Raw genomic sequence first — 12,605 nt, forward strand, 5'->3', positions numbered from 1 at the left:
GGCTTTCCGGCGGCCGGAAATACAAGATTCCCGGCCTGCCGCGCCACGTTGATACCGCAGACATTACAGGTGCATCGCACCGCAGAGCAGGAATGCCATGTCCTCCAATCTCAACCACGCCACTTCAGGCCTGACGCCGCGACAAAATGCCGCAGCCGGCAATGTGCCGCACGACCCGGCACAGCTGGAAGCCGATTTCCTTGAACCCTCGTTCCTGCGTCGTCTGACCTGGGTCGACTGGGCGTTTGCGCTGCTGCTGGTACTGGGCGCGGGGTTTGCGCTGGCGCGCTATGGCCACTGGATGAACGTGTACGACAAGGCCGTGCTGATTGCCGCCGTGCCTACGTTCGCGTTGCTCGGCTGGCACTGGAAGGCGGTGCGACCGCTCATGGTCGGCATCGCGGTGCTGTCGCTACTTGCCATCCAGATGTACCAGGGCAACCTGGCGCGCGCCGAGCAGGCCTTCTTCCTCAAGTACTTCCTGTCGAGCCAGTCGGCCATCCTGTGGATGAGCGCACTGGTGTTCCTCTCGACGCTGTTCTACTGGGTCGGGTTTGTCTCAAAATCGGACACCGGGTCGAGCCTGGGAAGCAAGCTGTGCTGGGCGGCCGTGGTGCTGGGTTTCACGGGCCTGATGGTGCGCTGGTACGAGTCGTACCTGATTGGCGCCGATATCGGCCATATCCCCATCTCGAATCTCTACGAAGTCTTTGTTCTCTTCACGCTGATCACGTCGCTGTTCTACCTGTACTACGAGCGCCGCTACGCCACGCGGGCGCTGGGGTCGTTCGTGATGCTGGTGGTATCGGCCGCCGTGGGTTTCCTGCTCTGGTACACGGTCACCCGCAATGCGCAGGAGATCCAGCCGTTGGTGCCGGCCCTGCAGAGCTGGTGGATGAAGATCCACGTACCGGCCAACTTCATCGGCTACGGCACGTTCGCGCTGGCTGCGATGGTGTCGGTGGCGTACCTGCTCAAGCAGCGGGGCATCCTGGCAGAGCGCCTGCCGTCGCTGGAGCTGCTTGATGATGTGATGTACAAGGCAATTGCGGTGGGCTTCGCCTTCTTCACGATTGCCACGATCCTTGGCGCGCTGTGGGCGGCCGAGGCATGGGGCGGCTACTGGAGCTGGGATCCGAAGGAGACCTGGGCGCTGATCGTCTGGCTGAACTACGCGGCCTGGCTGCACATGCGGCTGATGAAGGGCTTGCGCGGTACGGTGGCGGCCTGGTGGGCGCTGGTCGGCCTGCTGGTCACGACCTTCGCGTTCCTGGGCGTGAACATGTTTCTGTCCGGCCTGCACAGCTACGGCGAACTCTGATTCGCTACCGGACTCCGGATCGAGAAGCCTGTCCCTGCGACAGGCTTTTTGTTTTTCCGGACGGCTCAGGTTGCCCAAGCTGCCCGTGGTAGACAGCGCAAAAGTCACTTTAAGCAAGAAAACGCCACTTTTTTTCGGATCGGACGGAATAGGGACGTCACATCGGGTGTTTACTGAAGGTACACGGCGCCGACGGTCGGCACCGCCCCGGAGAAGGAGACCTGAAGATGAATACTCGTCACACTGTTGTATCCGCTGCCGTATCCACACTTCGTCCGTTTGCGATTGCCGCTGGCGCCGCCACGATCCTGCTGGCTGGCTGTTCCAACATGGGCATGGGAATGGGTGGGGCCGGCGAAATGCCGCCGACCGTGAAGGTGACCAACGGCGTGCTGACCGATCCGCAAGGCCTGACGCTCTATACGTTCGACCGTGATCCCGCCAACGGCGGCAAGAGCGTTTGCAACGGCATGTGCGCCACCAACTGGCCGCCGCTGCTGGCAGAGCCGGGCAAGTCCGCGTCGGGCAGCTACTCGGTCATCACGCGTGACGACGGTACGCGCCAGTACGCCTACAAGGGCATGCCGTTGTACCGCTTTGCCAAGGATGCCAAGGCGGGCGACCGCACGGGCGACAACCTCAACAACGTCTGGCACGTGGCCAAGCCCTGATTGTCGGACGCCTGAACGCAAGGCAACCACGGCATGGATGGCTTTGACCGCCAGCTGGTGGCGCTGGCGCCGCGGCTGCGGCGCCACGCGCGCGGCCTGACTGGCGACGCCGCGCTGGCCGACGACCTGGTGCAGGACACGCTGGAGCGTGCCCTGCGCTACCGCTGGCGATTCCGCCTGCGTCCCGGATCGCTATGGGGCGACGGTGCCGACGGCCTGTTGCCCTGGTTGCTGACGCTGATGCACCGCCTGCGGCTGAACGGGCTGCGCCGGGCGGACCTGGTCAGCGTGACCGACGAACCGCCGGAAGTAGCGATCCCCGGCGACGATCCGGGGCTGCGACGCGACCTGATCAGAGCGCTGGCCGCATTGCCGGAGCCCCAGCGAGCCGTGTTGCTGCTGGTCAGCCTGGAGCAGTTTTCGTACGCGGAAGCCGCTCAGGTTCTTGAAGTCCCCATCGGCACGGTGATGTCACGCCTGAGCCGTGCCCGTGAACACATGCGCCGCCTGCTCGACGGCGGCGCGAAGGACGTTGCGGCGCCGAATGTGCTGCAACGGGTGAAATGATGAGCCCCCAGACACCGGTGAGCGAAGCCGATCTCCATGCCTATGCCGATGGCCAGCTGCACGGCCCGCGCCGCGCAGAGGTCGAGGCGTTCCTGGCTGCCGATGCCGATGCGGCGAACAAGGTGGAAGCCTGGCGGCACCAGGCCGCCGCGCTGCACGCCGGCCTGGATGGCGTGCTGAACGAAGCCGTGCCGCTGGCCGCCCTGCCGCGCCAGTTGCATGCCCAGGGGGGGCGAGCAAGGCCGGCGCGCCTGGCGTGGCCGCTGGCACTGGCTGCCAGCCTGTGTGCGCTGGTGGTGGGTGCCGCCGGCGGCTGGTATGCCCGCGATCATGTCGGGGCCGATGCCGTGGCCGTCGCGCCGATGGAGCGCTTTGCGCGCGAGGCGCTGGCCAGCTACGTGGTCTATGCGCCAGAGGTCAGGCATGTCGTCGAGGTACCCGCCAGCGATGAGGCTCATCTGATCGCCTGGCTGTCAAAGCGGCTCGGCGCGTCGCTGCAGGTGCCTGACCTGCACCCGCAGGGGTTCCGGCTGATCGGCGGGCGCCTTGGTGCCTCCGAGGGCGGCCCGATGGCTATCCTGATGTACGAGGACGACGCCGGCACGCGCGTGTCGTTGCAACTGCGCCGCATGGCACAGGGCACGCCCGACACCGCGTTCCGGCTGGAACGGCTGCCGCCGCGCACCCCGGCCCGAAGCCCCGCCGGGCACGCCACCATGGCGTTCTACTGGGTCGATCGCGATCTCGGCTTCGCGCTGGCCGGCCCGCTGGAGCGCGAACGGCTGCTGGCGCTGGCCCAGGTGGTCTACCAGCAATACCAGCGGGGGTAGCCGGGCGCGTGACCGTCCGCTCGGCCACCGGATACCCGGGCGGCTCCGCACCTTCCCGCGGCTTTTGATGTCCAATGCTGCAAGTCCTACCCAACGCTGCGAAACATGCTGATTCCTTCTCCCAAGTGGTTGCGCGGTGACGATGTTGCCGCGTCGGAAATCACACCTGAACCGCTGTACCGGTCGCGCCGGCGCCTGCTGGCGATGGGCGGTGCCGCAGCCGCCACGGGCCTGGCTTCGCCATGGTTCTCGCGCCAGGCGTTCGCGCAGGACGCGTCCGGCAAGTTGCCGAAGCTGCCCGCCACGCTCAACAACGCCTACGCCGTGACCGAAAAACGCACGCCCTATGCGGACGTTACGACCTACAACAACTTCTACGAGTTCGGCACGGACAAGTCGGACCCGGCCCGCAACGCCGGCACGCTGCGCCCGCGCCCGTGGCAGGTGGCCGTGGAAGGGTTGGTCAAGCACCCGAAGGTGTACGACCTGGACGAACTGCTGAAGGTCGCGCCGATGGAGGAGCGTGTCTACCGGCTGCGCTGCGTCGAAGGCTGGTCCATGGTGATTCCGTGGATCGGCTATCCGCTGGCCGAGTTGATCAAGCGCGTCGAACCGCAGCCGGGCGCGAAGTTCGTGCAGTTCATCACCTTGGCCGACAAGAAGCAGATGCCCGGCCTGGGCAGCGGCGTGCTCGACTGGCCGTATAGCGAAGGCCTGCGCATGGACGAGGCGATGCATCCGCTGGCGCTGCTGACGTTTGGTCTTTATGGAGAGGTGCTGCCGAACCAGAATGGGGCGCCGGTACGGATGGTCCTACCGTGGAAATATGGCTTCAAGAGCGCCAAGTCGATCGTGAAGATCCGCTTCGTCGACAAGCAGCCGCCCACCAGCTGGAATCTGGCCGCCGCCAACGAGTACGGTTTCTACTCCAACGTGAACCCCGACGTCGATCACCCGCGCTGGAGCCAGGCCACCGAGCGCCGCATCGGCGAGGACAAGAGCGGCGGCGGATTCTCCGCGTTGTTCGCGCCCAAGCGCAAGACGCTGCCGTTCAACGGCTACGGCGCGCAGGTGGCATCGCTGTACCAGGGCATGGATCTAAGGAAGAACTTCTGATGGCGGAGCGCGATCCGCGTGCGGCGGCGCAGGCACGCGCGCCCCACGCTGGCGGGGCCGGGTCTGGGCTTGGCCCCAGCGGCGTAGCCATGCGCGCGCCTGAGCGCGTGAAAAAGCTGAAGGTGGTGGTCTGGTTGCTGGCGTTGCTGCCGTTCCTGCGGCTGATGTACCTCGGGGCGACGTCGCAATTTGGCGCCAATCCGCTGGAGTTCGTGACCCGATCCACCGGCACCTGGACGCTCGTCATGCTGTGCGTGACGCTGGCAGTCACGCCGCTGCGCCGGCTCACGGGCTGGCACTGGCTGCTGCGTCTGCGTCGCATGCTGGGCCTGTTTGTGTTCTTCTACGCGGTGCAGCATTTTCTGCTCTGGCTGGCCGTGGACCGTGGGTTTGACGTCGCCTACATGATCAAGGACATAGGGAAACGGCCATTTATCACAATGGGTTTCGCCGCGTTCGTCCTGATGATTCCGCTGGCCGTGACGTCGACCAACGCCATGGTCCGCTGGCTCGGCGGCAAGCGTTGGCAGGCGCTGCATCGGTCGATCTACGCCATCGCCGTGCTGGCCATCCTGCACTACTGGTGGCACAAGGCAGGCAAGCACGATTTTGGAGAAGTTTCGATCTACGCGGCCGTGGTGTTCCTGCTGCTGGCCATGCGGATCTGGTGGTGGCTGCGCAGGCCGCGCGCCGCTGTGGCAGCACCATAAAAAAGGCGACACCATGATGTCGCCCTTTTCTTATTTTCGGCTCGAACCGGCGGGATCAGGCCCTCAGCAGGCGCTCGGCGCGGAACAGGTCGGCCGGCAGTTCGCGCTCGCGCACCAGGTGCACGGTGTCGCCGTCGACCATCACTTCGGCCGCGCGGCCACGCGTGTTGTAGTTCGAGCTCATCACGAAGCCGTAGGCGCCGGCTGACATCACGGCCAGCAGGTCGCCCGGCTGCACGGCCAGCGCGCGATCGCGGCCAAGCCAGTCGCCCGATTCGCATACCGGACCCACCACGTCGTAGGTGACGGCAGCGTCTACACGCGGCGCCACCGGCTCGATACGGTGGTAAGCCTCGTACATGGCCGGACGGGCCAGGTCGTTCATCGCGGCATCGACGATGCAGAAGTTCTTGGCCGCGCCGGGCTTCAGGAATTCCACGCGCGTCAGCAGCGCGCCGGCATTGCCGACCAGCGAGCGGCCCGGCTCGAACAGCACTTCGCGATGGCCATGGCCGCGTGCGGCCACGCGATCGATCAGCGTCGTGGCAAAGCCGGTAATGTCCGGCGGCGTCTCGTCGTCATAGGTGATACCCAGGCCGCCGCCTACGTCGATATGCTCGAGCTTGATGCCCTCGGCCTCGAGCGCTTCCACCACGTCGAGCACCTTGTCCAGCGCTTCCAGGTACGGCGCCACTTCGGTGATCTGCGAGCCGATATGGCAGTCGATGCCGATCACTTCGAGATGCGGCAGCGCGGCGGCGGTACGGTAGGTGGGCAGCACGTCCTCGAACGCCACGCCGAACTTGTTGCCCTTGAGGCCGGTGGAGATATAGGGGTGGGTCTTCGCGTCGACGTCGGGGTTGATGCGCAGCGACACGCGGGCGCGCTTGCCCAGGCGGCCGGCCACGGCGTTGAGGCGGTCCAGCTCGGGGATCGATTCCACATTGAAGCCGCGCACGTCGTGCTCAAGCGCCAGCGCCATGTCGGCTTCGCTCTTGGCCACACCCGAGAACACCACCTTGCGCGGGTCGCCGCCGGCGGCAATCACGCGCAGCAGTTCGCCGCCCGAGACGATGTCGAAGCCGGCGCCCAGCTTCGCGAAGACCTGCAGCACGGCCAGGTTGGAGTTGGCCTTGACCGCGTACTGCACGTGCGCGTTGCGCCCCTTGCAGGCGGCCGCGTACGCGTTGTACGCGGTGGTCAGCGCGGCGCGCGAATAGATGTACGTGGGCGTGCCGAATTCCTCGGCAATACGGGCCAGCGGTACCTGTTCGGCAGTCAGGGTGCCGTCTTCACGGCGATGGAAAAAATCAGTCATGTTCTGGCATGCACTTAGCGTGCGGAGGGGGCGGAACTGCCCTTTGCGGGTTCGGCGATGGCGGGCGTGGACGTGGCGGGCTCGCCCATCGGACGGGCTGCGGGCGGGGTTGCGCCTGGCTGGCCCAGGCCCGGATCGGTCACTGTGGGCGGCGTGGGCTCCGGCGGCACCTGAGGCATATAGAGCGGGCCGCGAATGCCGCACCCGGCGAGGGGCATCGCGAGCAGGGTGGCAAAGGCCGATACAATCGCACCACGACGCAGCATCGGGGAGTCCTTCATTGTCTGGATGGCTTTCGGATGGCTGCGGAAAGCGCACGGCTTTCCCGTTTTCCATCAATCTGATTTGCCGGTCCGAATGCCCGTGGAAACGGGCTGCCGGCGGCCTTGGAGTGTAGCATGCCCCCCCTCAACGAGACCGAGTTCCTGGCACTGGCCGGCGCGGCCCTGGACAAGCTGGAAGCCGATATCGAAGCCGCGGCCGATGCCGCCGACGCCGATGTGGAAATCAACCGTACCGGCAATGTGATGGAACTGGAGTTCGAGGACGGCTCCAAGATCATCGTCAACAGCCAGGCGCCGATGCAGGAACTGTGGGTGGCGGCCAAGGCCGGTGGTTTCCATTTTCGCCACGATGGCGCCCGGTGGGTGGACACGCGCAGCGGCGCAGAGCTGTACGCCGCGCTGTCTGGCTACATGAGCCTGCAGGCAGGCACCACGCTGACGCTGAAGTAAGCCCGCGCGACGCAACAAAAAACCGGCCACCAGGGCCGGTTTTTTGTTGCTGGCGAACGCTGTCAGGCGCCGCCGAACATTTCCAGGATCTTCTTCTTTTCCTGCTCGGTGTCCTGCGGCGGGCGCGAGCTTTCTTCCGGCTTGCCCGGCCACGGATCGCCCAGGCCCACCGACGCCACGCCGGCACCGGCTGCGTTTTCTTCCAGCGTCCAGTCGCCGGCCGCCATGACCACGCCCTCCGGCGGCTGGCGATCCGGGCTCTCGGGCACGCCCTTGAGCGCCTTGCTCATGTAGCCGACCCAGATCGGTAGCGCCAGGCCGCCACCGGTTTCGCGCACGCCCAGGCTCTTGGGCTGGTCGTAGCCCATCCACGCGATGGCCACAAGCTTGGGCGTGTAGCCTGCAAACCACGCATCCACGGCATCGTTGGTGGTACCGGTCTTGCCGGCCAGGTCGTTGCGGCCCAGGCGCTGCTTGGCCGGGTTGGCCGTGCCGCTGCGCACCACTTCGCGCAGCATGCTGTCGGCGATGAACGCGGTGCGGGCGTCCAGCACGCGCACGGCGTCTCCGCCGGCCTTCTGCGGATGGGTCTCCGAAATGACCTTGCCGCGCGAATCTTCCACACGCTGGATCAGGTACGGGTTCACGCGGAAGCCGCCGTTGGCGAACACCGAGTAGGCGCCCGCCATCTGCAGCGGCGTCACGCTGCCGGCACCCAGCGCCATCGGCAGGTAGGCCGGGTGCTTGTCGGCCTCGAAGCCGAAGCGGGTGATGTAGTCCTGGGCGTACTGCGTGCCGATCGCGCGCAGGATCCGCACAGACACCAGGTTCTTCGACTTGGCCAGCGCGCGGCGCATGGTCATCGGGCCCTCGAACTTGCCATCGTAGTTCTTCGGTTCCCAGACCTGGCCGCCGGTGTCCGGGCCGATCGTCAGCGGCGCATCATTGATCACCGTGGCCGGAGAGAAGCCCTTTTCCAGCGCCGCCGTGTAGATGAACGGCTTGAAGCTCGAACCCGGCTGGCGCCAGGCCTGCGTCACGTGGTTGAACTTGTTGCGGTTGTAGTCGAAGCCGCCCACCATCGAGCGGATCGAACCGTCTTCGGGGCTCAGCGAGATGAACGCGGCGGCCACTTCGGGCAGCTGCGTCACCGACCACGAGTTGTCCTTCGGATCCTGCGTTACGCGGATGATCGCGCCGGGTCGGATCTTGACCTTGGGCTGGGCATTGGCCGACAGCGACGGCGCGATAAAGCGCAGCGCCGTGCCTTCGATGGTGGCCACTTCGCCCGACAGCAGCGTGGCCTTCACCTGCTTGGGCGAGACGCTGGTCACTACGGCAGACCGCAGGTCGTCGCTGCCCGGATGCTCCACCAGCGCGTCGTCGATCGCCTGCTCGCGATCGGCCGCATCGGTCGGCAGGTCGATAAAGGCCTCGGGGCCACGGTAACCGTGCTTGCGCTCGTAGGTCATGATGCCGCTGCGCACGGACTCGTAGGCGGCGTCCTGGTCGGCCTTGTTCAGGGTGGTGTAGACGGTCAGGCCGCGCGTGTAGGTCTCTTCGCGGTACTGCGCGTACATCAGCTGACGCACGATTTCGGCCACATACTCGGCATGTGTGGAGAACTCGTTGCCCTCGCTGCGCACCTTCAGTTCCTCGCGCACGGCCTGGTCGTACTGTTCAGGCGTGATATAGCGCAAGTCGCGCATGCGCTGCAGGATGTACTCCTGACGCACCTTCGCGCGACGTGGATTCACCACGGGGTTGTAGGCCGACGGTGCCTTGGGCAGCCCAGCCAGCATCGCGGCCTCGGCCGGGGTCACGTCCTTGATCGACTTGCCGAAGTACACGCGTGCCGCGCTGGCAAAGCCGTAGGCGCGCTGCCCCAAGTAGATCTGGTTCATGTACAGCTCGAGAATCTGGTCCTTGGTCAGGTTCGCCTCGATCTTGTACGCCAGCAGCATCTCGTAGATCTTGCGCGTGTAGGTCTTCTCGCTAGACAGAAAGAAGTTGCGCGCCACCTGCATCGTGATGGTCGATGCGCCCTGCGACAAGCCGCCACGCAGGTTGGCCAGCCCCGCACGCAACACGCCCACGAAGTCGACGCCGCCGTGTTCGTAGAAGCGGTCGTCCTCGATGGCCAGCACGGCCTTCTTCATGACGTCGGGGATCTCGGTGATCGGCACGAAGTTGCGACGCTCTTCGCCGAACTCGCCAATCAGCACGTTGTCGGCGGTGTAGATGCGCAGCGGAATCTTCGGCCGGTAATCGGTGATGGTGTCCAGTGACGGCAGGTTGGGCGCGGCCACGACCAGCGCATAGCCCACCAGCAGCGCCACGGCGACGACGCCGGCAGCAACCAGCCCTAGTACCCAGAACGTGATGCGCGCCCACAACGGACGGCGGACGGGAAGGGACGGCTTCTGTTGTGCTGTGGCCATAAGGGTTTACCTAACAAGAGTGCCCGGGATTATATCGTCGGTACCTGGCCGCTCTCCCGGGGCTGTGCCGCGAAAGTCGCTACCGTGCTGTTACAAGATGTAATGTCGTTGAGATCAGTCTGTCACGTGCTGCAGGACGCAGGCGTGGCGCGGGCTGGCGGGCGATGCCTCAGGGTGGGGTGCGGGTGGAGGGTGCACGCGCAAGTTGGCGCGTGTCGATCATGTCAGAACGATGCCACCCAACGGCGGGGTTGCAGACCGTCGGATTTTGACAACGGAATCGTGAGGACCTTCCGAAAAAGAAAGCGTGGTCAAACCAGCACATTGCCAGCGCCTCCGGATTTTGTAAGAATCCATCAACATAAAAGAGCAAACGTTTCATCCAAGAAACTGGCTCGCACCATTAGAGCGGATATGCCGTGGGCGAGTTCAAATGTCAGGGGGTCAACCTTGCGACGGGGCATCTTGTCGGGTCTTCTGCGCCGAACTACGGTCGGCGTGGATATTGGTTCGTCCAGCGTCAAGGTCGTTGAGCTGTCCGTTGGGGCAGGCAAAAACGACTACAGGCTGGAGAAATGCGCCAGCGAACTGCTGGACCGCAACGCCGTTGCGGATGGCAACGTGGTCAACATCGAAGCCGTCGGGATTGCGCTCAAGCGCGCGCTCGGCAAGGCCGGCATCCGCACCAAGGACGTGGTCCTGGGCGTGCCGTCCATGCTGACGGAATCCCAGACGGTCAGTCTGCCGGACAACCTGTCCGAAGACGAACTCTATTCGCAGGTCGAATCCGAGGCGCACCGCCTCTATCCGCCATCGCAGGCGGTGAATTTCGACTTCGCGGTGATTGGTCCCAGCGAAACGGAAGGCGGCATCGGCGTACGCGTCACGGCCGCCAACAGTGATCGTGTCCAGGAGCGCGTGACGGCTGCCGAGATGGCGGGCCTGAAGCCGCAGGTGATGGACGTGGAAGAGTACGCCGTGCAGCGCTCGGTCGTGCAGATGCTCGGCGTTCCCGCAGGCCTGAACGAAACCGACGCGAAGGACCTGCCCGTGGTGGCCGTGGTCCATCTGGGCGGCAGCCGGTCGAAGGCCATTTTCTACCAGGGCTGGAAGGAACTCTACGAGCAGCCGCTGAACAGCTACGGCGACCAGCTGACGCAAAGCGCCGCACGCATGTTCACGCTCGATGCGCTCAAGGCAGAAATCAAGAAGCGCAAGAACACGCTGCCTGAAGCGTGGCGGGGGCAACTGCTCAAGCCGTCGCTGGAGGCGCTGGCCATGGAGGTGCAGGGTGCGATCGGCAATTTCATTGCCAGCTCCAGCCTCGGCCGCGTCGACGAGATCCTGCTTTCCGGCGGGCACGCCTCGCTGCTTGGTGTCCAGGCAGCGATCCAGCAACAGACGCAGATCACGACCACGCTGGCCAATCCCTTCGCAAACATGACGACCGCAGGCAAGGTCAACGAGCGCTATCTCCAGCGTGACCTGCCCGCCTACATCGTCAGTGCGGGACTGGCACTGCGCGGCCTGCAATAAGCCACCGGGGGGACACGCATGTCCGCGACGACGAATACCATTCCGTCGGTCAACCTGCTGCCGTATCACGAGGCGCGCAAGGCAGCCCGGCGCAAGAAGGTCTACAGCATGCTGGGCGGTGCGGCGGGCGCGGGTGCGCTCGTGGTGCTGATCGGCGGCTTCTACATCGATTCACAGATCGATGAGATGACCCAGCTCAACCAGACGTTGACGACCGAGAACGCCCGTATGGATGGGCAGATCAAGGAAGTCATGACGCTCAGGAAGGATATCGATGCGCTGCTGGATCGCCAGCGCGCCATCGAGAGCCTGCAGGCCGAGCGCAACATGCCCGTACAGCTGCTGGAGGAGTTGGTGCGCCAGGTGCCCGAGGGCGTGTACCTGACCACGCTCAAGCAGACGGATGACACCTTCGTCGTCACGGGTGTGGCGCAGTCGAACGAACGCGTGTCGGAACTGCTGCGCAATGTCAGCCAGGTGCAATGGCTGGACCGCGCCGAGCTTGTGGAGTCGAAGGCGGTCATGATGACCAACAACCTGCGCGAACAGCGCCGGTTGTTCGATTTCTCGATACGTTTCGCCTACCGCGCGCCGGAGCTGCCGGCGGACAAGAAGAAGGTCGGCGCTTCGGCTGCTGCGGCCAGGCCGGCGGGAGGCAACGCCTGATCATGTCGCTCAATTCCAATATTTCGCTGCAGGATCTGACCACGCAGTTTCGTGGTCTGAACCTCAACGAGCCCGAAACCTGGCCGGCCGCGCCCCGCGTACTGTTCTCGGTTCTGGCGGCGGTCATCGTGCTGCTGCTTGGCTGGCAGTTCTACTGGAGCGACAAGAGCGCCGAGCTCGACCGCAAGCACGCCGAACACGAGCAGCTCAAAGGCCAGTTCAAGTCGAAGGTGTCGCAGGTGGCCAACCTCGAAGAACTGCGTAAGCAGAAGGCCGAGGTCGAAAAACGCGTGGCCCTGGCGGAGCGGCAGTTGCCGAACAGCACGGAGATGGATGCGCTGCTGGCTGACGTCAACCACGCGGGTGTGGCGCGCGGCCTGCAGTTCGAGTTGTTCAAGCCGCAGGCGGCAGCCATCAAACCGTACTTCGCCGAAATCCCGGTCAACCTGAAGGTCACGGGCCGCTATCACGACGTCGCGCTGTTCAATGCCGACGTGGCGGCTTTGTCGCGGATCGTTTCGATGCGTAACCTGAACATGTCGGTCGGCAAGGACGGCACGCTGTCGATGGAAGGGGTGGCGATGGCCTATCGGGCTCTGGATCCGGACGAGCAGGCCTCGCAGCGCAAGGCCGCCGCCGAAGCTGCCGCGAAGAAGAAGGGGGGCGCCAAGTGAGCCGCCTGACCCGACCCCAGC

The 12,605-nt window shown here is 65.1% G+C and carries 13 protein-coding genes; 10 read left to right on the forward strand and 3 right to left on the reverse strand.

Going from position 1 to position 12,605, the window contains the following annotated elements:
* Positions 1-97: 97 nt before the first annotated feature.
* The 6 genes from ccsB to msrQ all read left to right on the forward strand — a co-directional run bounded on the left by ccsB (position 98) and on the right by msrQ (position 5,215).
* Positions 98-1,321, forward strand: a complete 1,224-nt coding sequence (gene ccsB, locus CYJ10_RS05275; RefSeq protein ID WP_101680483.1) for a c-type cytochrome biogenesis protein CcsB — start codon at positions 98-100, stop codon at positions 1,319-1,321.
* Between the two features lie 227 nt (positions 1,322-1,548).
* On the forward strand, positions 1,549-1,992 hold the full coding sequence (locus CYJ10_RS05280; protein ID WP_101680484.1) for a COG4315 family predicted lipoprotein: 444 nt from the start codon (positions 1,549-1,551) through the stop codon (positions 1,990-1,992).
* A 33-nt stretch (positions 1,993-2,025) separates the two neighbouring features.
* Complete coding sequence (locus tag CYJ10_RS05285; RefSeq protein WP_101680485.1) at positions 2,026-2,559, forward strand: RNA polymerase sigma factor; 534 nt, start codon at positions 2,026-2,028, stop codon at positions 2,557-2,559.
* Positions 2,559-3,389, forward strand: coding sequence for an anti-sigma factor family protein (locus tag CYJ10_RS05290; RefSeq protein WP_374703239.1), 831 nt, complete (start codon positions 2,559-2,561; stop codon positions 3,387-3,389). Before CYJ10_RS05285 ends, CYJ10_RS05290 begins: the two co-directional genes overlap by 1 nt.
* A 105-nt stretch (positions 3,390-3,494) precedes the next feature.
* Positions 3,495-4,505: a protein-methionine-sulfoxide reductase catalytic subunit MsrP gene (gene msrP, locus CYJ10_RS05295; protein WP_101680487.1), complete on the forward strand. Its 1,011-nt coding sequence runs from the start codon at positions 3,495-3,497 to the stop codon at positions 4,503-4,505.
* Positions 4,505-5,215 carry a protein-methionine-sulfoxide reductase heme-binding subunit MsrQ gene (gene msrQ, locus CYJ10_RS05300; RefSeq protein ID WP_101680488.1) on the forward strand — a complete coding sequence of 237 codons (711 nt, stop codon included), beginning with the start codon at positions 4,505-4,507 and terminating at the stop codon, positions 5,213-5,215. Before msrP ends, msrQ begins: the two co-directional genes overlap by 1 nt.
* Before the next feature lie 55 nt (positions 5,216-5,270).
* On the opposite strand, the gene lysA is transcribed toward msrQ, so the two are convergent.
* Together lysA and lptM are read right to left on the reverse strand one after the other, a co-directional pair.
* The gene (gene lysA, locus CYJ10_RS05305) at positions 5,271-6,533 is read right to left on the reverse strand and encodes a diaminopimelate decarboxylase (protein WP_101680489.1); all 1,263 of its coding nucleotides are present in this window, start codon (positions 6,531-6,533) and stop codon (positions 5,271-5,273) included.
* A gap of 14 nt (positions 6,534-6,547) precedes the next feature.
* Positions 6,548-6,799: an LPS translocon maturation chaperone LptM gene (gene lptM / locus CYJ10_RS05310; protein ID WP_219621423.1), complete on the reverse strand. Its 252-nt coding sequence runs from the start codon at positions 6,797-6,799 to the stop codon at positions 6,548-6,550.
* 132 nt (positions 6,800-6,931) lie between these two features.
* Here lptM and cyaY point away from each other — a divergent pair, with 132 nt between their 5' ends.
* Positions 6,932-7,267 (forward strand): iron donor protein CyaY, encoded by a 336-nt coding sequence (cyaY, locus tag CYJ10_RS05315; RefSeq protein WP_101680491.1) that lies wholly within the window; start codon positions 6,932-6,934, stop codon positions 7,265-7,267.
* 62 nt (positions 7,268-7,329) lie between these two features.
* On the opposite strand, the gene CYJ10_RS05320 is transcribed toward cyaY, so the two are convergent.
* Positions 7,330-9,708, reverse strand: coding sequence for a penicillin-binding protein 1A (locus CYJ10_RS05320; RefSeq protein ID WP_101680492.1), 2,379 nt, complete (start codon positions 9,706-9,708; stop codon positions 7,330-7,332).
* A gap of 465 nt (positions 9,709-10,173) precedes the next feature.
* On the opposite strand from CYJ10_RS05320, the gene pilM reads away from it, so the two are divergent.
* Genes pilM through CYJ10_RS05335 form a run of 3 tightly spaced genes read left to right on the forward strand, consistent with a single transcriptional unit; the run spans position 10,174 to position 12,584 of the window.
* Positions 10,174-11,244, forward strand: a complete 1,071-nt coding sequence (pilM, locus tag CYJ10_RS05325; protein WP_066731210.1) for a type IV pilus assembly protein PilM — start codon at positions 10,174-10,176, stop codon at positions 11,242-11,244.
* Between the two features lie 18 nt (positions 11,245-11,262).
* Positions 11,263-11,910, forward strand: a complete 648-nt coding sequence (locus CYJ10_RS05330) for a PilN domain-containing protein (RefSeq protein WP_101680493.1) — start codon at positions 11,263-11,265, stop codon at positions 11,908-11,910.
* 2 nt (positions 11,911-11,912) lie between these two features.
* Complete coding sequence (locus CYJ10_RS05335; protein ID WP_101680494.1) at positions 11,913-12,584, forward strand: type IV pilus inner membrane component PilO; 672 nt, start codon at positions 11,913-11,915, stop codon at positions 12,582-12,584.
* Positions 12,585-12,605: the final 21 nt, after the last annotated feature.

The sequence above is a fragment of the Cupriavidus pauculus genome (assembly GCF_002858765.1).
GTDB classification, from domain to species: Bacteria; Pseudomonadota; Gammaproteobacteria; order Burkholderiales; family Burkholderiaceae; genus Cupriavidus; species Cupriavidus pauculus_B.